This is a genomic window from Eisenbergiella massiliensis (genome assembly GCF_003435485.1).
The window spans coordinates 23,819-49,780 of record NZ_QVLV01000022.1 but is presented as its reverse complement, the minus strand read 5'-3'; the positions used below and the strand labels follow the sequence as shown (position 1 = coordinate 49,780).

Sequence of the window (25,962 nt, the reverse complement as noted above, 5' to 3'; positions counted from 1 at the left end):
TTAAAACTTCCTTCGGTTCATACTATGATTGAGAGGAAGGGTCCGCCGTCTGGTAGACGAACTGATGCTGCCTGCGCCATTCACTGGGGCTTTGTGAAAAATGCTTCCGAAAGGCCTTATAAAAAAGGGAGTTGTCCGAGAAGCCGCATTCCAGGGCTATTTTCTGGATCGGCAGCTGGGAGCGTTCCAGCAGCTTTTTAGCATTCTGCAGGCGGATGGCGGTTAGATAGGCATGCGGCGTCATATTCAGCTCCGCCTTCATTTTTTTATCAATATATTCGGAAGAATAATGGAAGACGTCCGATAGGGTCCGGGCAGTGATGCGGGACGCATAATTTTCATTGAGGTAACGCATCAGATCTGCCGTCAGTGCCGAGTATGACTGTTCCTGGGTATACAGCAGACCAAGAAGCCGGAAAAATTCACTCTGCAGCTCCAGATGGCTGCAGGGCGTCTGGTGCAGGAGCAGGCACAGCCTTTGCAGCAGCGGCAGAAACAGGCCTGGCTGGAAGGCGCCTCTAATGGGAAGCATCAGCCTGCTGGTGAGATCTTCGGTATAATCAGCCTGGAAATGGATGTAATAATATTCTGCATTGGGGCTGGGGCGGGAAGCTGCCTGCCAGGTGTTTTTTTTCTGGATGTACCATTCGCCTGCCAACAGCGTGGTCAGGCTGCCGTTTTCTGTGAACTGCAGCCGGTTTTTCAACATGAAAATCAGCACGAAATGGCTGCAGTAACGGGAACAATGGTATTCATCGGTGCCGAAGCGCTTCAGGCTGCAGTCGGTAAGATAGGGCATGGGAGCCGGGGAAAGAATGATGGAATCCACAGCTTGCACCGCCTTTCATGGGTAATTGCCGGGATCCTGCGGGCCTTTTGGAACGGCCTGCTCCCGTAAATACAGCATAAAACAAACACAGGAAAAAAGAAACAAAAAAGGAGTATATGTGATGAAAAAGAAAAAGTTTACGCCCCTCACCGCAAAGGAGCTTCGTCCGGAAGGATGGCTCAGACAGCAGCTTAAAATCCAGGCGGAGGGGCTTTCCGGGCATCTGGATCTGATATGGCCGGATATCCGTGACAGCAAATGGATAAGCGGAGACAAGGAAGGGTGGGAGCGCGTGCCCTACTGGCTGGACGGCTTTATCCCCCTGGCCTATCTTCTGGAAGACGAAGAATTAAAAAAACGTGCGGCCAGATACATAGACGCCATTCTGGAGCGTCAGGAGGAGGACGGCTGGATCTGTCCCTGTTCCAGGGAGGAACGCAGCACCTATGACGTTTGGGCGGCGTTTCTGATCTGCAAGGTGCTGGTGCTGTATTATGAATGCAGCGGGGATGACAGGATCGAACAGGCGGTATACCGGGCGATGCATAATCTGCTGCTGCATGTGACAAACAGTACGCTTTTTAACTGGTCGGCAGCCAGGTGGTATGAGTGCCTGGTTCCCCTTCTCTGGCTGTATGAGAGAAGGCCGGAGGACTGGATGCTGAAGCTGGCCTTTGTTCTGGAGGCGGAGGGGCTGGATTATGAAAAGCTTTACCGGAATTTTGACTTCGCCCACCCGGCTGTGGATAAGTACTGGACCCAGCTTAACCATGTGGTGAATACAGCCATGGCGTTTAAATCCCGGGCGCTGATGTCCCTGCTTACAGGGGAGAGCGCGGACGGCTTTGCACGGGAAATGTATGAAAAAGTGATGCGGTATAACAGCATGGCAACCGGGCATTTTACAGGGGACGAATGCTTGTCCGGGGATTCGCCCGTCCAGGGAAGCGAATGCTGCAGCGTGGCCGAGGCTATGTATTCCTATGAAATCCTCCTGGCGGTGAGCGGGAATCCCTTCTGGGGCGATCTGCTGGAAAAAGAGGCCTTTAACTGTCTGCCTGCCACTACGACGCCGGATATGTGGGCGCATCAGTATGTGCAGATGACAAACCAGATCTGCTGCAGCAGGATTGCGCCGGATCAGGTGCCCTTTAATTCCAATGGCGGGGAAGCCCATATGTTCGGGCTGGAGCCGAATTTCGGATGCTGCACGGCGAACTTTAATCAGGCCTGGCCGAAATTCGCATTGTCGGCGGTTGCGTTGAGCGCAGACGGGCTGGCCGTGATGTCGCCGGTTCCCGTTTCCGTAAGGATAGAAAAGGAGGGAACGGCAGTTTCACTGCAGGTGATTTCCGGGTATCCCTTCCGTGATGAAGCCGTCATTGAAATCACGGCGGAGCGGCCGGTGGAAATGGAGCTTCTTGTCCGTATTCCCGGTTTTGCACAGGGAGCGCTGGTGGATGGTGAAAAGGCGGAGCCGGGAAGCTTTTACCGGATTTACCGTAAATGGGAGGGGAGTACCCGGGTGAAGGTGAGCTTTTCCTTTGTGCCTGTCCTTACAGACCGGCCGAACGATATGAAAGCCCTGGTGAGAGGCCCGCTGGTTTTTTCCCTGCCCATCACGGAAACCTGCAGAAAGCTGGAATATGTGAAGGACGGCGTGGAACGCAAGGCTCCTTACTGCGATTATGAGCTGACGCCGGCCTCCGACTGGAATTACGGCTTCTGCACGGAAACGTTTGAGGTGCGCGGCAATGAAATAGGAGAATATCCTTTTGCTGTAGATAATCCGCCCCTGCAGATAAAAACGGAAATGGTAAAAATCCCCTGGCAGGAAAATGGCGGAGTCTGCGCCCATCTGCCGCAGGAGCGCAGGGCATTGTCGCAGCCGGAGGAAAAGCTTCTGCAGCCCTATGGATGCACCAATCTGCGTATGACGGAGATGCCCCTGGTCAGCCGGTGAGACAGGACAGACAATTCCGGCTGTCAGGCCGGACAGGGGACAGGTCTTTCTGCAACTATACTGCAATCAGATTATAGAAAAGGAATCGTTACTGGCCACGGAGCGAACAGTAACAAGGAATCATAAAAAAATAGAATCTTTTGCCTGGCATTCTTCCATTTTGTTTCTGATATGATAGAATAAAAGTAACTGTTCGGCAGGCCAGTATATTTACTGCGCCGGCTGTAAAAAAGGAGTGGTTGAATGAAAACAGGCAAAAGGGGAATAGCAATAATAACGGCAGCGGCCCTGGCAATAATGTGGCTGCTGCCTTCCTGGCGTACACAGGCTGCGGAGGCTGTCCCGGGAATTCCCGCGGAAGCCGTCCCGGGAATACCATCAGGGGCGGATAATACAACCGGCATGCTTCTCGGCGCGGTGGCGGCCGGGGCAATGCAGGCGGAAGGAACCGAGCTGAAGGTCTATGTGGCAGTTCAGGCGCTGCCTGGACCCGCCGGAATCGATCATGTCAACATCCAGTTTAAAAATACGGCAAACGACAGGACCGTTACCAAGATACTCCGTGATAAGGACTTTGCGAATGGTGTTTATGCGGGATGGATGACCATGAGTATTTATGAGCCGGCCGGTTTTTTTGTACTGGATAAGGTGATACTGCAGGATAATAACGGAGGGTATCTGAAATATTGCAGGGCAGAGGACCGGAAGGAAAACGACAAATACCAGACGCTTCCTGTGACCGCCGGCTTCCAGATTATGAACGGCGTGGCGGCAGCTGACGAAACACCGCCAGTGCTGGGAGCGGTAGTGGTGACGCCTGCCCGGGCGGCCAGGGAATCCGAAATTACGGTGACTGCTGCGGTTGCGGATGATTTTTCCGGCGTGGATACGGTAGCGGTGCGTTTTGAGAACGAAAACGGAAAGGCCGTCACCGTGAATCTGGAAAAGAAGGGCGATTTATATTCGGCGGTGATAAAGAAAAGCCAGACCAAAGAAGCGGGCACCTACCGGCTGAAGAGAGTTTCCGTTTCTGATAATATGGGAAACAGTAAGATTTATAACGGAGGAGACGGTCCCTTTGCCAGCGATTGTTTATTTGTGATTCAGTGAGCGCCTGCGTGGTAAAAAATCCGGAGGTATATAATACAGTAAAAAGGCAGGAAAACAGCAATGGAAATGTTTGATGTCCGCACGCCGCAGGGAGATCCTACGGGTGAGGTGAAGGAAAGAAGCGCGGTCCACAGGGACGGTGACTGGCATGGCACCGCCCATATATGGCTGGTGCGCCGCCGGGAAGGGCGGATTGAGCTGCTGCTGCAGAAACGCAGCCGGACGAAGGAAAGCTTCCCGGGCTGTTATGATACCTCCTGCGCAGGGCATCTTTCTGCCGGAGACACCTTTCTGGAAGCGGCATTAAGGGAGCTTGAAGAGGAGCTGGGGATTGCGGCCTCTGGTGAAGAGCTGTATTTTGCAGGAATCTATCCCTGCCAGGTGGATGATTATTTTGGAGGAAAGCATATCCTTGACCGGGAAATATCTGCGGTATATTTGTACGAGAAGCCGGTAAACGAGGCGGACTTAAGGCTTCAGGCGGAAGAGGTGGAGTCGGTCTGCTGGATTGATTTTGAACGGCTGAAGGAGCTGGCGGCGGCAGGCGCAGAGGGATACTGCATTTTCCCGTGGGAGACAAGTGCCCTGGAATCGGCGTTTCAAAGGCGTTACGGAATATGATGAAAGAATCAGGGATATCACATAAAAAGAAGGAGGGATGCGCGGCGCAGTCCGGTGAATAGCCGGCGCCGCAGCAGGAAAATGATATGAAAAAACTGAGAATGGCAATTATGGGAGCGGGCGGAATCGCTTCCTGTATGGCAAGAACCATTGCGGAAATGGAAAATGTGGAGCGCTATGCGATAGGCTCCAGAAGCCTGGAGAAGGCGGAGGCTTTTGCTTCAGAATATGGCTTTGCAAGGGCTTATGGCTCCTATGAAGAGCTGGTGCGGGATGAAAATGTGGATTTGGTATACATTGCAACACCTCATTCCGAACACTTTGAAAATGCAAAGCTCTGTATCGCCCATGGCAGGCCGGTACTTTGTGAGAAGGCGTTTACCGCCAATGCAGCACAGGCGTGCGAGCTTCTTGAAATGGCGGAAAAGGCCGGCGTATTCATTACTGAAGCCATATGGGTGAGATATCTGCCCATGCTGGAAACCATCCGGAAGGAACTGGCGGATGGAATCATCGGTGAACCCACTATGCTGACAGCCAACCTTGGCTATGTTATCAGCCAGGTACCCAGGCTGCGCAGGCCGGAGCTGGCAGGCGGCGCGCTTCTGGATGTGGGTGTTTATCCGCTTAATTTTGCCCTGATGATTTTCGGGGGCGAGGTGGCAAAGGTTTCTTCCGTCTGCACCTATACGGATACAGGAGTGGACGAGCAGAACAGTGCAACGCTGATTTATGAAGATGGAAAAGTTGCCGTTCTCAACAGCTCCATGCTTTCCCTGAGTGACAGGAAAGGAATCATTTACGGGACAAAAGGTTTCATGATAGTTGAAAACATCAATAATTTTGAAAGCCTTACTGTTTACGATCAGGATCGCAGGGAAATCAAGCACATTGACTGTCCGCCGCAGATCAGCGGGTATGAATACGAAGTGGAGGCCTGCATCAGGGCACTGGAGGAGGGACGTCTGGAATGCCCTCAGATGCCTCATGCCGAAACCATCCGCGTGATGAAAATGATGGATGCGATGAGAGCCGAGTGGGGAATCAGGTATCCGTTTGAGTGACGGTTAAGCTACCAGGATAAACGCATCCGCGTAGGAGCCGTGCTTCCCGCCGTCCAAATCTGCGGCAGCCAGCTGTCTTTCTTCCCGGATGGGGTGGGGGTGTTTTAAGATCCAGTTTCAAAAACGGGGTATTTCTAACCGTCCCGGGGAACCAGAATTCTGCCAACGCGGCCCAAACTCCTTTCGCAGCGACTTGCGTCTGCTGCGTTCGTCAGACAGGCCGCTAGGGACGGCAAAATTCCGGTTCCCCGGGACAGTAAGAAATATCCGCCGTTTTTTCTTATGGATCTTAAAACACCCCCACCCCATCCGGGAAGAAAGGCGGCTGGCTGCCGCAGATTTGGACGGCGGGAAGCACGGCTCCTACGCGGATGCGTTTATCCTGTTTAAGCTGCATGATATTGTAATAGTAACGGAACATAAAAATAGTATCTTTAAAAAAGTTAAGACCTCCGGTGCGTATTTTTATTAAATACATGACCGGAGGCCTTATTATTTATATTCTGCCGATAAATGGAAGTTTGCTGAAATGTAATTATCACGGAGGCAAATTACAAGAAACATATAAAATCTATTGCAGGATAGTTCTGTTTTTAACGAAGCGTCTGCTCTGTCATGATTTCCCACCGGTTCCCGAATCTGTCTATCAGAGAAAGAAAACAGGAGCTGTAGGTGGTGCTTTGCGGCGGCGAAAGGATTTCTGCACCGTCCTTCATTGCCTCAAATGCCTGCATTACCTGCTCCTTCGTGTCCATTGTCACGACCAGGGAAAGCGGCAGATAAGACGGACGCTGCGCCGGTACCGCAGGCTCCATATCCGACAGCATGATTCTTGTGCCGTGCAGAAGCATTTCCGCATGGTATATATAATCGTCCCATCTGCTGTCGGCGGAATAATCCTCCGGATTGGCATCCCGATAGCGGAGCATGCAGGTGATTTCTCCGGAAAAAGCCTTCTGGTACAGCAGCATGGCTTCTTCACAGTCTCCATGAAAATGAAAATTTGGTGTAACCAGCATTTTTTTATCCTCCCGGTATATGATGGGAATCCATGGATGCAGTGTATGAAAGCACCTCCCGCCACTTTTCCCGCCACTTTCTTCCTGCGGCTATTATTCCTGCGGCTGCGCCCCTTTATAGTGCACATGCAGCAGCTCATGCTCTCTGCCTTCCAGCAGCCCGCCGTGATACAGATTGTAAATCACGGGGTTTTCTTCACTTCTCTTGATGGGAGCGGCTTTATCGGAGCGGTACATGCCTGCCATACGCTCTTTTTTGTCCACCTTATGGCAGAAGGGCTGGCCGGCGCCGGCAATACATCCGTAAGGACAGGCCATGACTTCCACAAAATCAAAATGCTCTTCGCCGCTCTTAATTTTTTCAATGAGGTTATCGGCATTTCCCAGCCCGCTTACCACGCCGATACGGAGGGTGCGGCCGTTCAGTTCCAGGACGGCTTCTTTGACGCCTTCCATGCCGCGGATGCCGGAAAACTTGATATCACGCAGCGACTGGGTGCTCTTTTCCTGAACCAGGCGGCGGAGTGCGGCTTCGGTTACGCCGCCGGTTACGCCGAAAATAACGCCTGCGCCGGAGGAGATGGAGAAGGGCATGTCGGGAGCCTCCGGATCGATTTCATCAAACTGGATGCCGCTTTCACGTATCATGCGGATCAGCTCCTTGGTGGTGATGACATAGTCGATGTCCGGCACGCCGTCCCGGATGAATTCTTCGCGGACCGCTTCCATCTTTTTGGCTACGCATGGCATAACGGCCATGGAGATGGTTTCTTTTCCTTCCTCTTTATCTTTATCCTTATAATACTCCTTCAGGACAGCACCGAACATTTCCATCGGGGATTTGCAGGAGGAAATGTAGGGCATGATGTCGGGATGCTTCGTTTCTGCAAAACGGATCCAGGCGGGGCAGCAGGAGGTGAACAGCGGGAAACGGTCGTCTCCGCTTTCCAGTTTTTCACCCAGCTCCTTTGCCTCCTCCATAATGGTCAGATCGGCGCCCACGCAGGTATCGTACACAGCGTCAAAGCCCAGCATACGGATGGCGGTAAAGATTTTGCCGATGCTGTCTTCGCCGGGAGCAAGACCGAAGGCTTCGCCCAGGGCGACACGGACGGCGGGAGCAACCTGTACGACGACACGTTTGCCTGGATCGTAGAGCTGACGCCATACCTTATCCAGGTTGGTTTTTACCTTGATGGCGGCGGTGGGGCATACGGCGGCGCACTGGCCGCAGTTTACGCAGTTGGTTTCCGCCAGCTTCTTGCCGAAGGCCGGGGTGACAATCATGGAGGAACCGCGGTTTGCAAAATCAATTGCCCCTACGTGCTGTACTTCATTACATACCCTGACGCAGTCGCCGCAAAGGATGCATTTGCTGGGATCTCTGACGATGGAAACTGAGGAATCATCCACGGGCTGTGCTTCTCTCGTATTGGGAAAACGGACATCAGTAAGGCCAAGGCGGCCCGCCAGCTCCTGAAGACGGCAGGTCTGGTTTTTCTCACAGATGGTGCAGTCGCGGCAGTGGGCGGCGAGCAACAGCTCCAGAATCATTTTCCGGTGGTGCTGCAGCCTGGGGGTATTGGTGCGGATGACCATTTTATCCTTGGGAGGAGTGGAACAGGAAGCAATCAGATTGCCCCGTTCGTCCTCCACCATGCACATACGGCAGGCGCCGTATATGGAAAGATCGGAATAATAGCAAAGGGTGGGAACATGGATGCCTACGCTGTTGATTACCTGCAGGATGTTTTTTTCCTGATCGAAATCCGCCCTTATGCCGTCAATTATCATGTATTTTGCCATTTCAAATTCTCCTCTTAGCTTTTCATAACGCGTGCAAATGTCTGATTATGTACCGCAGCTGTATCTGTGGGTAACTATCCAATACTTTCACAGTTACCGGTGAAGATACCAACAGTATACCTGCGGCCCAAATCAGCTGATTGCATGGAACGGGCAGCCTTCCTTACAGGCTCCGCACTTGATGCATTTGCTGACATCGATGGTGTGAGGCTTTTTCAGTTCTCCGGTAATGGCGGAGACAGGGCAGAGCCTTGCACATTTGGTACAGCCCTTACACAGCTCGGGATCGATCTGCAGGTTAACAAGCGCCTTGCATTGTCCGGCAGGGCATTTTTTATCCACAACATGGGAGATATATTCGTCCCTGAAATATTTCATGGTGCTGACAACAGGGAATGCCGCGGTTTTTCCAAGGCCGCAGAGCGCGGTATCGGAAATGGTCTGGGACAGTTCCTCCAGCATATCCAGATGCTCCATGGTTCCCCGGCCTTCCGTGATATCCGTAAGCAGCTCCAGCATACGCTTGGTGCCTTCACGGCAGGGTACGCATTTGCCGCAGGATTCGTTCTGGGTAAAATTCATGAAGAAGCGCGCAACCTCTACCATACAGCTTTTATCGTTCATGACCACCAGACCGCCGGAGCCGATCATGGCGCCTACTTTTTTGAGGGAATCAAAATCCAGGTGCATATCCAGGTGATCCTCAGTGGCGCTGATGCACAGGCAGCCGCCGGAGGGGCCTCCGATCTGGACGGCCTTAAAGCTGCCGCCTTTTACGCCGCCGCCGATGTCGAAAATAACCTCGCGCAGCGTCGTACCCATGGGAACCTCGATAAGCCCGGTGTTATTTACGTTTCCGGTGAGGGCGAAGGCCTTGGTGCCGTGATTGTTTTCAGGCCCCATGGTCTTATACCAGTCCGCGCCCTTTAAGATAATGGGGGCGACGTTACAGAAGGTTTCCACGTTGTTGAGTACGGTAGGCTTCTCAAACAGGCCTTTTTCCACGGTCCTGGGGGGCTTTACGCGGGGCATGCCGCGGTTGCCTTCGATGGAGGAGGTGAGGGCGCTGCCTTCACCGCATACAAAGGCTCCTGCGCCCTGGCTGATTTTCACGGTAAAGCCGAAGCCGGAGCCAAGGATATTGTCTCCCAGAAGCCCCATTTCCATAGCCTGGTCGATGGCGTTCTGCAGTCTGGAAACGGCCAGCGGGTATTCCGCACGCACATAGATATAACCGTAATGTGCGCCGGTGGCAATTCCTGCAATGATCATGCCTTCCAGGACGCGGTGGGGTTCGCCTTCCATCATGGAACGATCCATGAATGCGCCCGGGTCGCCTTCATCACCATTGCAGACAACGTACTTGATTTCTTCAGGCTGACGGAGCACCTGCGCCCATTTCCGGCCGGTGGGGAAACCGCCGCCTCCTCTGCCCCGCAGGCTGGAGTCCGAGATCTCGTCCACGATCTGCTGGGGCGTCATATCAAAAAGCGCCTTTGCCACGGCGGAATAACCGCCTACGGCTATGTATTCCCTGACGGATTCCGCGTTGATATGTCCGCAGTATTCCAGGGCAACGCGCGTCTGCTTTTTATAGAAGGGAATGTCCTCCTGTCTGGGATAGGATTTCAGGGACTGATCCTGATAGACGAGACGTTCCACAATTTCATCCTTAAGGATGCTTCGTTCAATAATTTCTTCGCAGTCCTCCACCTTTACCTTAATGTAAAGAAGGCCTTCCGGATCGATGCGCAGAAGGGGGCCCATTTCGCAGAAGCCGTGGCAGCCGCTTTTTTTCAGGCCGATACGCGCGCCTTCGGGGGCTGATTCTTCACAATGGCAGGTGTGTCCGGCGCCGTCTGCATGTTCGTGGGGCTCTTCCTCAAGAACCACCTCACAGCGGATGCCCTGTTCCTCCATCAGCTCTTTTAAGCGGGCATAGATTAAAAGGGAGCCGCCCGCAACACAGCCGGTGCCGGCACAGACGAGAATCCTTTTAGTCTGCGCATGAAGCCTGCTGCTGTAAAATTCCTGCAAGTGGTTTAATTCTTCGCGGCTGTTAATTTTCATCTGCTGCTTCCTCCCTCAGTTCTTTAATGAGTTCCCGTGCTTTTTCCGGTGTCATGGCGGCATGGACCTTGTCGTTTACGGTGCATACCGGCGCCAGGCCGCAGGCTCCCAGGCAGGATACGGTTTCCAGGGTAAAAAGCATATCGTCCGAATTATGCTTGGTTTCGGACAGCCCCAGGATATTCCGGAACTCCTCCAGGATGGGAATTGATTTGCGGACATGGCAGGCTGTGCCATCGCATACTTTGATGACATATCTGCCCTTTGGTTCCAGAGAAAAGTTTTCATAAAAGGTGGCTACGCCATAAATTTTGGCTTCGCTCATCTTCAGCTTCCCGGCGATATAGGTCAGCGCCTCCTGGGGAAGATAGCGGTACGTTTTCTGGATGTCCTGCATGATTGCAATAACGGATGCGCTGTCGTAATCATGGCTTGAAAGAATCTCATCGAGGCTGGTGATTTCTTCGTGCGTCAACATGTGAACTCCTTTCGTTCTTGCGGACAAATCTGTGGGATGGGCGGCGAATGCCGCGCTGTGATAAATATAAGAATCCCGGCAGCTGCCCGCAGGGTAACTCCCTGCTTTACATTATTATTCCAGCTGTCAATACATAAACGCCTGACCTTGATGAAAAGGCAGACGGACGGCAACAGCTCAGATCACTGAACTGTCTGTTACGGTGACTAACAACGGTTTTAATATTTTACCATGAATAAGTGGAGTAAGCCATAAAATTTCTATGAATTTTGATAAAAAAACTCATTTTATACATAAATTAAAGAAGAATATACAATAAATACAATCAAAATATAAAAAAATATGCATATTGCACTAATGCTAAAAAAGGGAGAAACTGGGTATCGTTCTGACGGGATCCCTGGCCATTGGAATATGCAGAAAAAGCAGGTATCGGGCCCATCGCACATCGATTTTAAACGGCAGGATGCCTGTAACAGTCCGGTTGTCTGAACTGTTATGGAGGTTGGTGTTGCCCGAACGCCTCTTTTTCTATAGAATAATAAAAAAATAGTTAACTGTGAACTGAGCGGACAGTTAAAAAAATGAAAAAGAGGGATCAGACGTGAAGGAAAGAAAACATGGCGCAGGGAGAAAAATCATCATGGGAGCACTGGCTGTCCTGTTATTTGCGGCGGCAGGAATTTTTATTTATATCCAGGCTTATTACCATGCGCTGCCGGATATTCAGGAGGTTTTTGCACAGGGCGGCGGGGAGCAGATACAGGTGGACGCATTGGATGCGTGGATTACGTATGGGGATACAAAAAGCGGGCGCGGTTTTATTTTTTATCCCGGCGCAAAGGTGGAGGAAGAGGCTTATGGCCCTCTGATGCGCGAAATTGCAGCTGAGGATTTTTTCTGCGTGCTTGTGCGGATGCCGGGGCGGCTGGCGGTGCTGGGAAGCAGCGCGGCTGAGGACGTGATGTTGGCATATCCTGAAATAGAAGAATGGTACCTGAGCGGGCATTCCCTGGGCGGAGCCATGGCAGCGGGCTATGCGGCGGAGCACGCAGAGGAGCTGTCCGGGCTGGCGCTTTTGGCCGCTTATTCCACAAAGCCGCTTCCGGAAGCTCTGCCGGTGCTGTCTGTGTATGGCAGCCGGGACGGGGTGCTGAACCTGGAAAAGTATGAGGAGTGCCGGGTAAATCTTCCAAAGACGGCAGAGGAGTATGTGATTGAGGGCGGCAATCATGCCGGCTTTGGCTGGTATGGGGAACAGAAGGGCGACGGCAGGGCGGAAATCACGCCGCAGGAGCAGTGGAGGCTGACGGCGGCGGAGATTGGCAGATGGGCCGGGGACAGCAGGCAGCGGGAGCAGTGACCTCAGGATTACAGCCGGGAAGCGGTCAAAGATATCGGTTGCAAAGCCTGGAACAATAACAATGCTTCGTAAGCTTTGAAAAAATAAATAAAAAAGTAATCATTTACATTCCTCCCATACGTTTCAATCTATGAGGGGACGCCCTCAGGAGGAAAAACTTGACGCGTGAAGATGAAATATTCAGAAAAATAGAACAGGGGGACAGCGGCGGGCTGGATGAGCTGGTGAGCCTTTATTACCCTGAAATACTGCGGTACTGCAGATGGCATACGCCGGATCAGGCAACGGCGGAGGATGCGGCGCAGGAAACCTTTCTAAAGGCGGTGCGGCATTTTGACCGGTATGTACATAAAGGCAGGTTCAAGGCCTTTCTTTATCAGATTGCCGCCAATACCTGTGTGGACATGTGGCGGAAAAAGAAACCGGAGGCCCTGCCGGAGGAGCTGGTATATACGGAACGGGAATTTGACCGGGCCGAGCAGGAGGCAGATCTCGCCCGGCTGGTGGAACGGCTGCCCGAAAAGCAGAGGGAAATCGTGCTGCTCCGGTTTGCCCAGGATCTTACGCTGCGGGAAACCGCCGATGTCCTGGGGCTTCCGCTGCGGACGGTACAATCGCGGCTGCGCGCCGCATTGAAGTACCTTAAGAAAATTCTGAAGGAAGGAGGAGAGACAGATGCAAAATAACTGGGAAAAAGAGCTGGGAAGGGCATTGAAGGAGAGCGTCGGGGAACCGGATGCCGAACGGATGGCCATGACAGCGGAAGCGCTGCATAAAGCGTACCGGGGAAAACACAGGGAGCGAATCGGTTTTACAGGCTTTCTGCTGCGGCAGATCCGGTTTAACGGCTGGAAAATATGGCTGATGCAGGGTGTGCTTCTTGGCCTGCTGCGCTTAGTACTGACCTTTACTTATGGCAGCCTGAAGGTGGTGAATCAGGAAAAAATCCCACTGCTTCTTTGTTGTATATCCGTTCTTATCGTGATGACGGCGGTACCGTTTTTATGGCGTTCCCTGCGTTATCGGATGTTTGAAACTGAAATCGCCACGCGGATGTCCATGGGCAGGCTGACAGGAGCATGGCTTGTTCTTGCGGGGCTGGGGGATGCGGCAGTTCTTTCCTGCGTATTTTGGTACACGGTGCGCAGTACCGCCATAAGCCGGAGCGGCGCGGTATTATATTTGCTTGTGCCGTTTCTTCTTGCGGCGGCGGGGCTATGCTATCTGCTGGGCCATGTGAGGCCGGAACGGTTTTGTGCGGGCTGTGCGGGAATGTGCGCTGCGCTTCTTCTTCTTTTTCTGGCTGCCGGCGAGTATTGCCCGGTGGTGTTCCGGCAGAACTTCAGCCTTGGCTGGGGCGGTATCTGTCTCTGCCTGCTGGCCTTTGGGGCACGGCAATGCCGTTTTATCCAAAAAAGGTATGCGCTGTAACCGTTCAGGCCGGTCTGTGCATTCACTGCACAGACCGTGAGAAAACGTGGAGGCATCAGGCGTCCGCCCCTCGCCGAAGGCGACTCTAATGGGCGGATGCAGTAACAGTTCGGCCGAAGGCTGAACTGTTACTATGCGTTCTGTGGTATGGATTTATAAGCGGTAAACGGAAAGGAGAATGGAAATGGAATTATGCTTGGAGCATATATCCAGGGAATTTAAAGATAAAAAAGCAGTGGATGATGTGAGCCTGCGGATCGGTCCCGGCGTCTGGGGGCTTCTGGGAGCCAACGGCGCGGGAAAAACAACGCTGATGCGTATGATAGCTGGTATTTTAAAGCCAGGTTCAGGACAGATAACCTATGACGGCATCAGAATAGAAGCGCTGGGGGAGGCATACCGGGATATTTTCGGATATCTGCCTCAGGAATTCGGCTTTTATCCGGAGTTTACAGTAAAGGATTATCTGGAATATATCGCGGCCCTGAAAGGGCTGACTGTAAATAATACAAATAAAAAAATAGCTGAGCTGTTAGAAACACTGACGCTATATGAGGTGAGGAATAAGAAGATAAGCAAGCTGTCTGGCGGTATGAAAAGAAGGGTGGGGATTGCCCAGGCGTTGCTGAACGAGCCGGAAATCCTGATTCTGGACGAGCCTACCAGCGGTCTGGATCCGGGGGAGCGCGTGCGTTTCCGGAACCTGCTTTCGGAGTTCGCCCATGACAGGATCGTCCTGATTTCCACACATATTGTGCCGGATGTGGAATATATTGCCATGCAGAACGCCATCATGAAGGACGGGCGCATTATTGAAACCGGGACGACGCAGGAGCTGGTGGAGCGGATGAAGGGGAAGGTTTGGGGCAGCACGATTTTGGCCCGTGAGCTTCCTTCCTGTGAAAAACGCCTTCGCATCGTCAATCTGAAGAATGAACCGGACGGCCGGATAACGATCCGTTATCTTTCCGAAGAGCCGGAAACGGAAACCGCCGTGGCTTTGGAGCCAAGGCTGGAGGATCTGTATCTGTGGCTGTTCCCGCAGGGAATGTATCCTGAGGATCAGGCTGCTGCGGAAAAAGAATCCGGGATAAAGAAACCAGGAAAAAAAGGAGGAAGCGGCAGATGAAATTATTTACTCTGGAAATCAAACGGGTCCTCAGGACGAAAACCACCTGGCTGCTGCTGGCGGCATCGCTGGCACTTTCCGGAATCATGGCATGGCTGCCGGTCACTTTTGAATCCCGCTATATCGGCGGGCTGGACGGTATAGAGCAGACCGAGGTCAAAGGCATGGCTGCTATACGGCTGGTCAGGGACGCACAGGCGGATCTGGGCGGCGTGATCACCCAGGAGCAGCTGAGAAATGTGCTGGAAACGGCGCAGAAAACGCTTAATGATTCCGGAAAAGCCTATACCTATCAGCTGTCTCCCGGTATTTATCAGGAAAATATCCTCCCCATAGCTCCTTTGCTGTCGCGGATTACCGAGGTCTATGCAGATCCGGAAACCGGCATGGCGCCAGGGCTGACAGACCTTGCACCGAAGCAGCTGGATCATTATTATGAAAGCTGCATCACACATCTGGATGATTTAATGAAGCTGGAGCAGAAGGAGCACCCGGCTGCACAGGAAAAGGCCAGGGCCTTATATGCGAAGGTAAAAATGCCCTTTGTGTTCTATCCGGGCTACAATACGAATGCCTATGATTATCAGATGCTGCTGATTTTCCTGGTGGTTCTATTTTGCACCGTCATTGCTGCGCCGGTATTTTCAGCGGAATACCAGACCCAGGCGGATGACATCCTCCGGTGCACCAAATATGGAAAAGCCAGGCTGGCAGTGATTAAGCTGCTGTCAGCGCTTTTCATAACATCGGCTGCCTTTCTTTGCTGTGCGGCGCTGTATCTGGTGCTGTCCAACAGCTTTTATGGCTGGGATATGCTGAAAACCTCCATACAGCTTATCTTTTCCTCTGTAAGCCTGGGCAGCATGAACATCGGGCAGCTGCAGCTGGCGGTGACGGCCGCGGGATGGGCCAGCCTGCTTGCCACCATCAGCTTTACGCTGTTTCTTTCCTCACGCTGTAAAAATACGGTCACAGCCCTTTCCCTGGCCCTGCTGTTTTGCCTGGCGCCCATCATCCTTTATATGGCATCCTCCGGAAACGCTGTATCCTGGCTGAGATGCCTTCTGCCCTCCGGCGGCGTAAGTATACTGGGGGGATTTGCGGGAGAAATGACGGATTTCAATTTCCTCCACCTGGGAAATTTCAGCGTATGGTCCCCTTATGTGATAGCAGCGGCATCACTGATTGAAATTCCGGTATTTCTTGCGGCGGCGTCCTGGTCCTACTGCAGGCATTCGCAATAATAAGGAAAACTGGACAGCCACAGGCTGTTCGGGAAATGGGATTATTGGAATTATCTCTTTCCCTGGGTAACCGTTACCTGCCGGTTATCCAGGGATTTTTTACTGCGCAATAATCCGCCCCATAATGGCAAGATCCTCTGATGCCATTTCCACCTTTGACTTTTCAATCAGAATATTTCCGCCCGTCATAATATAAGACGGCATGATGCGGATGCCGTTATAATATATTTCACTGCTGCGCAGCTTATATGTGGAAACGGCAGGAACCGCATTTTTCTTTGACTCTTTTTTTGTTATCATATTAAAGGCTTTTTTGGCCACATCGCCCATAAGCATAATCACTTTTTTATTGGGAAACAGGGCCAGTTCCTTTTCCAGATAGGGCAGGCTGTCTTCTATGGTGCTTCGGGCAATTGCATACTCGGTTTTCGGTGTTTTGACCGCGTTGGTAATGTAGATTCCCAACTGCAGGATATCCTGGATACTCTGGACCTTAAAACCTGCCTTTTGAAACAATGGTATCGTTGTTGAAAGGTAGGCGGCATCCTGCCGGCCGTAGAAATCCTGGGAAGGATCACAGGGAACCGCTTCATTTATCAGGATTGCCCTGATTTTCAGAGGGTCAAGTTCCAAATCATTCAGCTGTATATGCTGCGCCGCCCCCAAGGCGTTTTCCAGTTCTTTTCTGATATTCATGTGATATCCTCCAGGTTGGCCCCATTGTATTTTTACAGTTCTAAAGAAATGTTATACACAGCCGTCTGTTCTGCATACCATCAAGCGGCTGCGGCCGGTGTATTTATGATTTGAATTATAGCATGGTAAACCTGACAACAGTATGTCATATTTTATGCCAACAAGGATATTTTTCTGGTGGATGTTTGTGCATGAAAATGGTATGATTAATCCGTCCCTGACAAAGGAGAAAATCACGAAAGGAAGCAAGCCATGCTGAGCAGAACCGATATCCGCCGCGAATGCCATAAAGTTACGTTTCTCAAGGGAGATGATCTGAATCAGCGGGGAGCAGTGCAAAATCTGCACTGGACAAAGGAGCTGGAGGACGGCTTTGAGGTGGTATCCATGGAGGCCAGCGTCAGCGGAAGCCATGGAAATCTGTACGATGTTAAATTAAAAATAGATGAGGATTACAGAGAAGTTCTGGAAAGCGACTGTGAATGCCCGGCGTTTTACAGCTACAGCGGACTTTGCAAGCATTGTGTGGCTGTGCTTCTCGATTATATAGAAGAAAGAAAGGAACAGAGAATGCGGCCGCGCGCGCTTTCTGCGGTTCCTGCGGCGCCCCGTCCCAGAACCTCAACCTATGGCTTTGACGGGATTCTCAACCAGTATGTTTACCGCGACAAGGTGAATCTGATGCAGCCGGATATTCTGGGCAGGGTGCGGCTGGAGCCGTATTTTTATCTGCCTGCGGAAAACATGAGGGTGGAATTTAAGATCGGATGCACCCGGATGTATGTGCTGAAAAATATCGGTGATTTCGTGAATGCTGTTGCCAGAAATGAACAGGTATTTTATGGTAAGGAGCTGGAATTCTACCACCATCCGGAGGCCTTTACCCCGGAGAGCAGGCCGTTGGTACGTTTTCTCCAGTATTCGCTGCTCAAGGGCAGCAGCTATATGGGCAATTATCTTTCCACCGTATATAAACGGGATCTGAATGTCACTCCGGAACTGATCGATGATTTCCTGGATGCCGCTGGCGCAGGGCCGCTTATGGGAGAGACGGCGGATGGGATTGCCAGGGAATGGTCGTTCCGGGAAGGGGAGCCGGTGCGGCGTTTGGAAATAAGCGGCGATTCTTACGGTATTTCCATAAAGCTGCAGCGGATGCAGCTGGTGACCGGGAAGCGGTATGGGTACTTTTTCGACGAGGGAACCATATGGAAAACGGATCGGGAACGGATAGAGGAAATCAGGGAGTTCCTGATTTATATGGACAGCTTCGGCAAAAGCGGCCTGTATGTGGCAGGCACGGAGCTTCCGGCCTTTGCCAGGGACATGCTGCCGGTCCTGCAGGAGCATTTTGAGGTGGAAATGAGGAATTTTTCACCGGAGGAATACCTGCCGGAGGAGGCGTCCTTTGAAATCTACCTGGACGCGCCCCAGAGGGATCTGCTGACCTGTGAGCTTTACGCGGTGTACGGGGAGGAAAAATATAACCTGTTTGACAGCCTGGATCTGACCGAGCGGCGGGATGCGCGGCGGGAAATGCTGATGAAGGGCCTGGTGGGGGAATTTTTCAACGCCTATGATCCCGGCAAGCGTCAGATGGTGCTCTCTTCGGATGAGGAGCGGCTTTTTCTCTTTTTGCAGGAAGGGATCCCCAGGCTGCAGGAGCTGTGCGAGGTATATATTTCCGATGCAGTCAGAGCCATGCGCGTGCTGCCCGCGCCGCATGTGAGCGTGGGCGTATCCATAGCGGGGGATTTGCTGGAGCTTACGCTGCAGTCGGAAGAAATGCCCATGGATCAGCTGATTTCCATTCTGTCCCGTTATGACAGGAAAAAGAAATACTACCGGTTGAAAAACGGCAGCTTTGTGGATTTGGGAGATGAAGGGATCCGCACGCTGGCACAGCTGAAGCAGGAGCTGATGATAGCCGATTCTGCCATGGAGGACGGCGTAGTCAGCCTGCCCCGCTACCGGGCCATGTATCTTGACGGCAGCCTGAAGGAAGACAGCGGCCTGTCCCTGCAGAAGGGGAAAAGCTTCCGCGCGCTGGTGCGGAATATGAAGACCGTGGAGGACAATGATTTTGAGGTGCCTCCGGAGCTGGACGGTATTCTGCGCGGATATCAGAAGCAGGGCTTTCTGTGGATCAAAACCCTGAAGGCCAACGGCTTCGGCGGGATTCTGGCGGACGATATGGGGCTGGGAAAAACACTGCAGGTAATTGCTTTTCTTTTATCGGAGTGGAAGGAGAGCGGGGAAAATCCGGGACGGCCCTGGCTGATCGTGTGTCCGGCTTCCCTGGTCTTCAACTGGAAAAGCGAAGTGGAACGCTTTGCCCCTGTGCTTCCGGTTTATGCGGCGGCAGGCGGGGCCGGGGAGAGAAAGCAGCTTCTGGAGCAGGCGGCACGGGAGAAAAAAGGTGTGATAATCACCTCCTATGAGCTGTTGCGCCGGGATATTGATATTTATACCGGCATGGATTTCGCCTGCGAGGTAATCGACGAGGCGCAGTTTATCAAGAACCATTCCACCCAGGCGGCCAGGGCTGTGAAGCAGGTCCCCGCAGGCTTCCGGCTTGCGCTGACGGGAACGCCGGTGGAAAACCGGCTCAGTGAGCTGTGGAGCATTTTTGATTACCTGATGCCGGGCTTCCTGTTTTCCTACAGCCGTTTCCGGGAGGAGATGGAAACGCCAATCGTATCCAGGGAGGATGAGGAAACCGCGGTGCGCCTCCATAAAATGATCCGTCCGTTTGTGCTGCGCAGGCTGAAAAAGGATGTGCTCACCGACCTTCCGGATAAGATCGAAAAGCCCATGATGGCCGTGATGGAGGGCGAGCAGAGCAGCCTGTATGACGCCCATGTGCAGCGTCTGATAGCTGTGCTCACCAAACAGACGGATCAGGAATTTGCGGGAACGCAGATACAGGTGCTTTCGGAGCTTACCAAGCTGCGGCAGATCTGCTGCGATCCGGGGCTTTTGTTTGACGGCTATGAAGGGGACAGCGCCAAAACAAGGCTCTGTATGGAATTGATACGCAATGCGGCGGAGGGCGGGCATAAGGTGCTGCTTTTCTCCCAGTTCACCTCCATGCTGGAACGGCTGAAGAGCGCGCTTGCCAAAGAAAAAATTTCATATTACACGCTGGACGGCAGCACGCCCAAGGTAAGGCGTATGGAGCTGGTGGAGAGCTTCAACAGGGATGACACGCAGGTTTTCTGTATTTCCCTTAAGGCAGGAGGGACAGGCCTGAACCTGACGGCGGCGGACATCGTGATTCATTTTGATCCCTGGTGGAACGTGGCTGTGCAGAACCAGGCCACCGACCGGGCGCACCGTATCGGCCAGAGGAACGTGGTGACCGTTTATAAGCTGATTGCAAAGGGCACCATAGAAGAAAAAATAACAGCCCTTCAGGAAAAAAAGAAGGCGCTGGCGGACAGCATTCTGGGCGGGGAGGAAATGGGAAGGGCATCCTTTACCAGGGAAGAGCTGATGGAAATTTTAAAATAGCCAAAGACCCGCTGCGGCCGCAAAAGGCAGACAAGCCTGCGCCTGGCCGGATACCTGCGGGAATAAAAAGGAGTACGGACGATGAATGAAATGAAGCTGTGGTATGTAAGGAGCGCAGAAAAATGGGAGGAAAGCCTGCCCATTGGAAACGGGAGCCTGGGCGCCATGATTAAGGGCGGGACCGACGAGGAAATCCTGGGATTAAATGAAGAAAGCCTGTGGTCGGGCTATTATAAGGACAAAAACAACCCGGGAGCAGCCGCGCAGCTGGAGGAGGTGCGCCGCCTTATTTTTGCAGGAAAAAATAAAGAAGCGGAACGTCTGATCCAGAAAAGCATGCTGGGGGAATTCAATGAATCCTACCTGCCCCTGGGCAGCCTCAGCCTCCGGTTTTCCTATGAAGGGGAGACTGCGGCAGCGGATTACCGCAGAGAGCTGGATATTGATCATGCATGTGCCCGGGTAGCCTATAGCTGTTGCGGCACGCACTATGAAAGAGAGTATTTTGCCAGCTATCCGGCAAGGGCCATCTGCATCCGTCTGAAGGCGGATCGGGCGGCGATGGATTTTACCATGTCCTTTGCCTCCGAACTGGAGCACACCTGCGAGGCAAAGAAGGGGGGACTTGAAATCGCAGGAAGATGTCCGGAGCATGTGGACCCTTCCTATATTCCCCTCCGTGAGGATTCGGTGGTTCAGGGAACCAGGGGGAAAGCGTTTACGGCAGCTGTCCGCATTCTGGAATGCGACGGCCTTGTGGAAAATACAGGGGACAGGATCCGTGTAAGCGGCGCATCCGTCTGTGTCCTCATTCTATCGGCGGTAAAGGAGCCGGCCTTATCCGAAAATGCTTCCTACGACTCTTTGAAGGCGGAGCATATCCGGGATTATGAAGCGCTTTACGGCAGGGTGGAGCTGTATCTGGGAGAGCAGAAGGCGCTTCCCACGGATGAACGCCTGGAGCTGTTAAAAAAGGGAGAAGAGGACAATGGCCTTTACAGCCTGTTTTTCCAGTACGGAAGGTATCTGCTCATCGCTTCCTCCAGAGAAGGAAGCCTTCCCGCCAACCTGCAGGGAATCTGGAGCTGGGAGCTGCGCGCTCCCTGGAGCAGCAACTGGACGATCAATATCAATACCCAGATGAATTACTGGCATGCCCAGAGCTGCAACCTGGGAGAGTGTGCGGAGCCTTATTTCCGCTTTATGGAAAAAATCTGTGAGGAAGGAAAGAAAACGGCTTCCGTTAACTATCACTGCAGGGGTTTTGTGGCGCATCATAACATCGATTTCTGGGGGAATACCAATCCGGTGGGACTGCTTCCCGGACAGACAGAGGGCGGCGACGGCTGCGTGAACTGGGCATACTGGCCCATGGGCGGCGCATGGCTGACCCAGGAGCTGTTCCGCGCTTATGAATACAGCCAGGATGAACGCTATCTGAAGGAGGTGGCGGCACCGATTATCCGGGAGGCCGCGCTGTTCCTGAATGACTGGCTGGTGGAATATCAGGGCGAATACGTGACCTGTCCCTCCACCTCTCCTGAAAACCAGTTCCGCCTTCCTGACGGACAGACCACAAGCGTAACCTATGCTTCCTCCATGGACATGGCCATTGTGCGGGAGGTATTTGGGAACTACATGAAAATCTGTGAAATTCTGGGCACACAGGATTCCCTGCTGGATGAAATCAGGGAAAAGCTGCCCCGCCTGGCCCCCTTTCGGACAGGAAGCTTCGGACAGCTTCTGGAATGGCATGAGGAGTATGAAGAACCGGAACCCGGCCACCGTCATATTTCCCATTTATATGGATTGTTCCCTTCAGAGCTGTTTGCAGGAAATGAAAAGCTGACGGAGGCCTGCAGGATATCCCTGAAGCACCGGCTGGAAAACGGAGGCGGGCATACCGGCTGGAGCTGTGCCTGGATCACCAACGTATTTGCCATTTTGGAGGATTCGGAAAATGCCTATGCCTACCTGCGCACCCTGCTCACCAGATCCACCTATCCCAATCTCTGGGACGCCCATCCGCCGTTCCAGATTGACGGGAATTTCGGCGGCACGGCTGCCATTGCCAACATGCTGGTGCAGGACAGGGGCGGAGAGGTGAAGCTGCTTCCGGCGCTGCCCAGGCAGTTTAAGGATGGCTATGTGAAGGGGCTTTGCATTAAAGGAAGAAAATGTGTGGATATCTCCTGGAAGGATGGAAAGGAAGAAGCGCATAGGATTTACAATAGGGAAGAAGCAAAATAAATAAAAATGGTCCTTCCGAGCCGTTCGGTAACTGCCGGCGGCTATGGAAGGCCCTTTTGAAATCAGGCGGATGGATGCAGGATATCAGCCAGGTTAATTTCCATATTTGCAGCAATAAAAAAACTGCAGAATAAAAATTCTGCAGCCTTAAACAGCGTGCGCGAGAAGATTCGAACTCCCGGCCTTCTGATCCGTAGTCAGACGCTCTATCCAGCTGAGCTACGCGCACATTTTGTTACCAATTAACTCCGGCAACGTTTTATATTTTAACCGATGTGGAAGAGAATGTCAATAGGGTTACAAGAAAAAATAAAAATAAAAAAAGTATAACGATACAGGCTGGTTATCTGTACGGTTACAATATTTCATTGTCTGGAATATTACGGCAGATATTGCGCGTTTTATTGATGGAAAATATCGTACTGCGTACAAAATACCGTAAATAATTTTTCTTGACACGCTTGCATACCCATGGGACAATAATATATGAATCGGCTGGTTTTTCTGGTTTTCAGAGGAAATACGTATTTACCATAAACTGAGGGAGCAGCTGAAAATGTTAAGAAGCGGAGTTATGACATCATGCCAATCCATTTGAATACCAAAGAACTGACCAAGCTGACGGAATGCTATAAGGAAGCGAGAAAGTCTACGGCGGCAATCCTTTCAGGAAACAGAGGTTTGGGAAAGTCCTGGGTCATCCAGAACTTCTGTCAGCAGTGTGAGAATGTCATCAACATTTCCCTTTTGGGAGAGGGGAACTACGGGATAAGGTCATTTGCCAATGACATTAACGCCTACATACTCACCACTCCGGAGCTGGAGGGCAGCATCCCCCTGATTTCCATGAACTCTGCGGATGAGACCCAGCTTACGGATGAAATAAAATACACGGTGCTTAAGCTTTGCACCAGGAAAAGAACCGTGCTCTGCTTTGAGAATATCATGGGGCTGGAGCATTCCCTGCTTTTATATATCTGTGATCTCATCAAAATGATACTGACTTATTATTCCCGGCTGAACACTTTTGTTTTAATGGAGATCGATACGAACAGGGAAGGGGAAAGTGTTTTTAACGAGGTGACGAGGCATCTGTATTCCATTACCCCGGATTTTGTATTCATTCCTTTCCGGCCCCTGGAGTATCAGCAGATGAAGGATTATTTTTATGCCTCCTTCCGTAACCTGATCCGGATTGAATCAGAGGATCTGAATATCATCCTTACCTCATCCTTCGGTAATATTATGTGCCTGAATGCGATTATCAATTATCTGAAGCAGTCGGGGATCATAGAAAAGGAAGAGGGCCATTACATCTGCAAAAGGCTGAGCAGGGGATATCTGGATCAGTTTATGAAGACCTACCGGGAGAAGCCGGAAGTGGACAGGTAGGCGGATGCGTTTAACCCGGGGAGAGAACGGGAAAAGGAAAAAGCTATTGCAAGGATTAGACTTTCCGGATCCACAATAGCTTTTTCTTTATTAATAACAGTATGGCTGACGATAAGTTAATGAATACATTTCGGATAGTAGGCTTCGCTAATAAAATTTCCAATAATCAAAGTTCCGCATTCCTTGCATCGCTTTGCATTATAATTTTTAATCTTACAGCTCCCGTCATTATGTAATTCATGTTTTTGATAAGTTCCGTCAACAGTGACAGAGTGGGAACAGGAGTTCCTGACAGTTTTATCCGCCTCAGATATGTTGCCGTTTTCATCTATAAATTGCTCTTGAAACAAAATCTTTTCATTTAGTTCAAACGGTAAACTAACACCATTTTCTGCAAATGCAATATCTAAATGCGTAAAGCCATCAAATTGCTCTTCCAAATTCTCTTCCTGGCCGACCATTTTCAGCACCTCAATCGGTTCTCCATAAGCTAATGCAGTCATTGAACAGCTGACAACAAGAAATATAGAAATAAAACAAGTTAGATATTTCACTATTTTGGGTGCATAATTTTCATTCATCAGATAGGTGAGTCTTCTTTTCATTTCCTTGTAACCTCCTTTTAACGGTGAAATAAATAAAATTTGCTTCTGTTTACTTGTCGCCATTTCAATAATTAACTCGCAATATAACCGGCATTCTTCCCTGCTTAAAGTTTTCGAAGCTTTCTTGTCACAGCAAATTTCGTTTGATTCATTTATCATTTTAAAAAGCAAATAGGCAAGCGGGTTAAACCAATGAATGCATAGAATTAGCAATGCCGCTCCCTTTACCAGTAAATCTTTGTTTTTTATATGTATGAGCTCATGGAGAAGAATCAATCTCAATTTATCTTTATCCATATTTGCAGGCAGCACTATCAGAGGATGAAGAATGCCCATAGAAAAGGCTTCTTTTCTAAAAGGGTCTATATATAACTGGATTTTGGTGTTTATTCCTGTTTCTTTTTGTAAACTGCCTAACATTGCAAACAGTTCCTTATCTGATACTCTCGGGAATTCAATAAAAATCAGGGTTTTGTATTTTTTGTATTGCAAAATATATTTAACCAGGATAAAGAAAGCCACTATTAACCAGATAACCACAATTTCCATGTATATTTTCCCCGGGATATTTACCACCCATTTTGTATCGGATAACAGTATTGCGGCATGCTTTCTTGTAATTAGAATAGCATCGGATTGGCCAGAACTCTCTGGAATAAACAAACGCCGCAGTCCCTGATAGAACCATTTCATAAATGGCATCGGAATCATAAAAAAGACGGCAGAAAGCTTTAACAACAATGCCTGCCATTCAATTAAGCCATACTTGTTTATAAATGGTTTTAGTAACCGAATGGCTATTACTATTATACTGCCCGTCAGTGACATAATGAAAATGGTCTTCACTCCTTCTCACCGTCTTTTTCATTAAGAAGTTTTCGCAGAGTCGCTGCTTCTTCTTCTGATAATTGATTTCCTCCGGTAAGCGTCATGATAAAATTGGCAAGAGAACCATTGTACATTGTTTCCAAAACACTTTGTGCCTGGGCACTGTTGTACTCCTGTTTTGAAATTTCAGCCATAAATTTGTGACCGTTTTTTTTCACCAGATTCTTTGCAATAAGCCGTGTCAGCAATGTATTAAGAGTCTGACGCTTCCAGTCGCGTCCGTCTGTATTCAGGTAAAACAGCAGCTCTCGGTTTGTTTTTTCCCCTCCCTCCCATAATAATTCCATGATTTCTGCTTCAGCAGGGCTTAAACTGAGTAAATTCATATTTTTCGTCCTTTCAAAACAATCAATTGTATTATACATAGGATATTTTGACTACATTTTTGTAATCTATATTAACTATATAGACAAAATTTAAATATGTCAACCAGTATTCAGTTCTTCGCGTAATTGTTTTTTCGGCCCCAATTTTATCTGCGGAAAAACAAG

At 50.9% G+C, this 25,962-nt stretch carries 20 protein-coding genes and 1 tRNA gene; 12 read left to right on the top strand and 9 right to left on the bottom strand.

Annotated features, from left to right (window positions below):
- Window positions 1–22: 22 nt before the first annotated feature.
- On the bottom strand, window positions 23–829 hold the full coding sequence (locus DXC51_RS23040; RefSeq protein WP_025490434.1) for a helix-turn-helix domain-containing protein: 807 nt from the start codon (window positions 827–829) through the stop codon (window positions 23–25).
- A 121-nt stretch (window positions 830–950) separates the two neighbouring features.
- Here DXC51_RS23040 and DXC51_RS23035 point away from each other — a divergent pair, with 121 nt between their 5' ends.
- From DXC51_RS23035 to DXC51_RS23020, 4 genes are all read left to right on the top strand, one after another.
- Complete coding sequence (locus DXC51_RS23035) at window positions 951–2,792, top strand: beta-L-arabinofuranosidase domain-containing protein (protein ID WP_147331883.1); 1,842 nt, start codon at window positions 951–953, stop codon at window positions 2,790–2,792.
- Window positions 2,793–3,035: 243 nt separating this feature from the next.
- The gene (locus DXC51_RS23030) at window positions 3,036–3,902 is read left to right on the top strand and encodes a hypothetical protein (protein WP_025490436.1); all 867 of its coding nucleotides are present in this window, start codon (window positions 3,036–3,038) and stop codon (window positions 3,900–3,902) included.
- A 60-nt stretch (window positions 3,903–3,962) separates the two neighbouring features.
- Window positions 3,963–4,523 (top strand): NUDIX hydrolase, encoded by a 561-nt coding sequence (locus DXC51_RS23025; protein WP_021638861.1) that lies wholly within the window; start codon window positions 3,963–3,965, stop codon window positions 4,521–4,523.
- An 86-nt stretch (window positions 4,524–4,609) separates the two neighbouring features.
- Entirely contained in the window at window positions 4,610–5,587 is a 978-nt protein-coding gene (locus DXC51_RS23020) for a Gfo/Idh/MocA family protein (RefSeq protein WP_117531126.1), read from the top strand.
- A gap of 593 nt (window positions 5,588–6,180) precedes the next feature.
- On the opposite strand, the gene DXC51_RS23015 is transcribed toward DXC51_RS23020, so the two are convergent.
- The 4 genes from DXC51_RS23015 to DXC51_RS23000 all read right to left on the bottom strand — a co-directional run bounded on the left by DXC51_RS23015 (window position 6,181) and on the right by DXC51_RS23000 (window position 10,960).
- Complete coding sequence (locus DXC51_RS23015; protein WP_025490438.1) at window positions 6,181–6,606, bottom strand: VOC family protein; 426 nt, start codon at window positions 6,604–6,606, stop codon at window positions 6,181–6,183.
- A gap of 93 nt (window positions 6,607–6,699) precedes the next feature.
- Window positions 6,700–8,412: a [FeFe] hydrogenase, group A gene (locus DXC51_RS23010; protein WP_025490439.1), complete on the bottom strand. Its 1,713-nt coding sequence runs from the start codon at window positions 8,410–8,412 to the stop codon at window positions 6,700–6,702.
- A 132-nt stretch (window positions 8,413–8,544) separates the two neighbouring features.
- Window positions 8,545–10,482: an NADH-quinone oxidoreductase subunit NuoF gene (locus DXC51_RS23005; protein ID WP_021638848.1), complete on the bottom strand. Its 1,938-nt coding sequence runs from the start codon at window positions 10,480–10,482 to the stop codon at window positions 8,545–8,547.
- Window positions 10,472–10,960, bottom strand: a complete 489-nt coding sequence (locus DXC51_RS23000; protein ID WP_021638847.1) for an NADH-quinone oxidoreductase subunit NuoE family protein — start codon at window positions 10,958–10,960, stop codon at window positions 10,472–10,474. Before DXC51_RS23000 ends, DXC51_RS23005 begins: the two co-directional genes overlap by 11 nt.
- Before the next feature lie 604 nt (window positions 10,961–11,564).
- Here DXC51_RS23000 and DXC51_RS22995 point away from each other — a divergent pair.
- From DXC51_RS22995 to DXC51_RS22975, 5 genes are all read left to right on the top strand, one after another.
- Window positions 11,565–12,323: an alpha/beta hydrolase gene (locus DXC51_RS22995; RefSeq protein ID WP_025490440.1), complete on the top strand. Its 759-nt coding sequence runs from the start codon at window positions 11,565–11,567 to the stop codon at window positions 12,321–12,323.
- 158 nt (window positions 12,324–12,481) lie between these two features.
- On the top strand, window positions 12,482–13,009 hold the full coding sequence (locus tag DXC51_RS22990; RefSeq protein ID WP_021638843.1) for an RNA polymerase sigma factor: 528 nt from the start codon (window positions 12,482–12,484) through the stop codon (window positions 13,007–13,009).
- On the top strand, window positions 12,999–13,754 hold the full coding sequence (locus tag DXC51_RS22985; protein WP_025490441.1) for a hypothetical protein: 756 nt from the start codon (window positions 12,999–13,001) through the stop codon (window positions 13,752–13,754). Before DXC51_RS22990 ends, DXC51_RS22985 begins: the two co-directional genes overlap by 11 nt.
- Before the next feature lie 184 nt (window positions 13,755–13,938).
- A complete protein-coding gene (locus DXC51_RS22980) occupies window positions 13,939–14,883 on the top strand; it encodes an ABC transporter ATP-binding protein (RefSeq protein WP_025490442.1) in 945 nt (314 codons plus the stop codon).
- Window positions 14,880–16,127 (top strand): ABC transporter permease, encoded by a 1,248-nt coding sequence (locus tag DXC51_RS22975; protein ID WP_025490443.1) that lies wholly within the window; start codon window positions 14,880–14,882, stop codon window positions 16,125–16,127. The genes DXC51_RS22980 and DXC51_RS22975 overlap by 4 nt, the downstream gene beginning before the upstream one ends.
- Before the next feature lie 99 nt (window positions 16,128–16,226).
- Here the strand turns inward: DXC51_RS22975 and DXC51_RS22970 are convergent, their stop codons facing one another.
- On the bottom strand, window positions 16,227–16,823 hold the full coding sequence (locus DXC51_RS22970) for a uracil-DNA glycosylase family protein (protein ID WP_025490444.1): 597 nt from the start codon (window positions 16,821–16,823) through the stop codon (window positions 16,227–16,229).
- Between the two features lie 252 nt (window positions 16,824–17,075).
- Here DXC51_RS22970 and DXC51_RS22965 point away from each other — a divergent pair, with 252 nt between their 5' ends.
- Complete coding sequence (locus DXC51_RS22965; protein ID WP_025490445.1) at window positions 17,076–20,336, top strand: DEAD/DEAH box helicase; 3,261 nt, start codon at window positions 17,076–17,078, stop codon at window positions 20,334–20,336.
- 81 nt (window positions 20,337–20,417) lie between these two features.
- Complete coding sequence (locus DXC51_RS22960) at window positions 20,418–22,586, top strand: glycoside hydrolase family 95 protein (protein WP_025490446.1); 2,169 nt, start codon at window positions 20,418–20,420, stop codon at window positions 22,584–22,586.
- A gap of 155 nt (window positions 22,587–22,741) precedes the next feature.
- Here DXC51_RS22960 and DXC51_RS22955 read toward each other — a convergent pair.
- A tRNA-Arg gene (locus tag DXC51_RS22955) sits at window positions 22,742–22,815 on the bottom strand.
- A gap of 353 nt (window positions 22,816–23,168) precedes the next feature.
- On the opposite strand from DXC51_RS22955, the gene DXC51_RS22950 reads away from it, so the two are divergent.
- Complete coding sequence (locus DXC51_RS22950; RefSeq protein WP_025490447.1) at window positions 23,169–23,978, top strand: hypothetical protein; 810 nt, start codon at window positions 23,169–23,171, stop codon at window positions 23,976–23,978.
- Window positions 23,979–24,094: 116 nt separating this feature from the next.
- Here DXC51_RS22950 and DXC51_RS22945 read toward each other — a convergent pair whose 3' ends face one another.
- Both DXC51_RS22945 and DXC51_RS22940 read right to left on the bottom strand, forming a co-directional pair.
- The gene (locus tag DXC51_RS22945; RefSeq protein ID WP_147331884.1) at window positions 24,095–25,429 is read right to left on the bottom strand and encodes a M56 family metallopeptidase; all 1,335 of its coding nucleotides are present in this window, start codon (window positions 25,427–25,429) and stop codon (window positions 24,095–24,097) included.
- Window positions 25,426–25,797, bottom strand: a complete 372-nt coding sequence (locus DXC51_RS22940; protein ID WP_278336993.1) for a BlaI/MecI/CopY family transcriptional regulator — start codon at window positions 25,795–25,797, stop codon at window positions 25,426–25,428. The genes DXC51_RS22945 and DXC51_RS22940 overlap by 4 nt, the downstream gene beginning before the upstream one ends.
- Window positions 25,798–25,962: the final 165 nt, after the last annotated feature.

Excerpts from the sequence above, each read along its gene's own strand:
- DXC51_RS22965 (WP_025490445.1), top strand. The coding sequence starts at position 17,076 with ATGCTGAGCAGAACCGATATCCGCCGCGAATGCCATAAAGTTACGTTT.
- DXC51_RS23035 (WP_147331883.1), top strand. The coding sequence starts at position 951 with ATGAAAAAGAAAAAGTTTACGCCCCTCACCGCAAAGGAGCTTCGTCCG.
- DXC51_RS22950 (WP_025490447.1), top strand. The coding sequence starts at position 23,169 with ATGCCAATCCATTTGAATACCAAAGAACTGACCAAGCTGACGGAATGC.
- DXC51_RS23015 (WP_025490438.1), bottom strand. The coding sequence starts at position 6,606 with ATGCTGGTTACACCAAATTTTCATTTTCATGGAGACTGTGAAGAAGCC.
- DXC51_RS23030 (WP_025490436.1), top strand. The coding sequence starts at position 3,036 with ATGAAAACAGGCAAAAGGGGAATAGCAATAATAACGGCAGCGGCCCTG.
- DXC51_RS23010 (WP_025490439.1), bottom strand. The coding sequence starts at position 8,412 with ATGGCAAAATACATGATAATTGACGGCATAAGGGCGGATTTCGATCAG.
- DXC51_RS22975 (WP_025490443.1), top strand. The coding sequence starts at position 14,880 with ATGAAATTATTTACTCTGGAAATCAAACGGGTCCTCAGGACGAAAACC.
- DXC51_RS22985 (WP_025490441.1), top strand. The coding sequence starts at position 12,999 with ATGCAAAATAACTGGGAAAAAGAGCTGGGAAGGGCATTGAAGGAGAGC.
- DXC51_RS22980 (WP_025490442.1), top strand. The coding sequence starts at position 13,939 with ATGGAATTATGCTTGGAGCATATATCCAGGGAATTTAAAGATAAAAAA.
- DXC51_RS22970 (WP_025490444.1), bottom strand. The coding sequence starts at position 16,823 with ATGAATATCAGAAAAGAACTGGAAAACGCCTTGGGGGCGGCGCAGCAT.
- DXC51_RS23000 (WP_021638847.1), bottom strand. The coding sequence starts at position 10,960 with ATGTTGACGCACGAAGAAATCACCAGCCTCGATGAGATTCTTTCAAGC.
- DXC51_RS23005 (WP_021638848.1), bottom strand. The coding sequence starts at position 10,482 with ATGAAAATTAACAGCCGCGAAGAATTAAACCACTTGCAGGAATTTTAC.
- DXC51_RS22960 (WP_025490446.1), top strand. The coding sequence starts at position 20,418 with ATGAATGAAATGAAGCTGTGGTATGTAAGGAGCGCAGAAAAATGGGAG.
- DXC51_RS23020 (WP_117531126.1), top strand. The coding sequence starts at position 4,610 with ATGAAAAAACTGAGAATGGCAATTATGGGAGCGGGCGGAATCGCTTCC.
- DXC51_RS23025 (WP_021638861.1), top strand. The coding sequence starts at position 3,963 with ATGGAAATGTTTGATGTCCGCACGCCGCAGGGAGATCCTACGGGTGAG.
- DXC51_RS22940 (WP_278336993.1), bottom strand. The coding sequence starts at position 25,797 with ATGAATTTACTCAGTTTAAGCCCTGCTGAAGCAGAAATCATGGAATTA.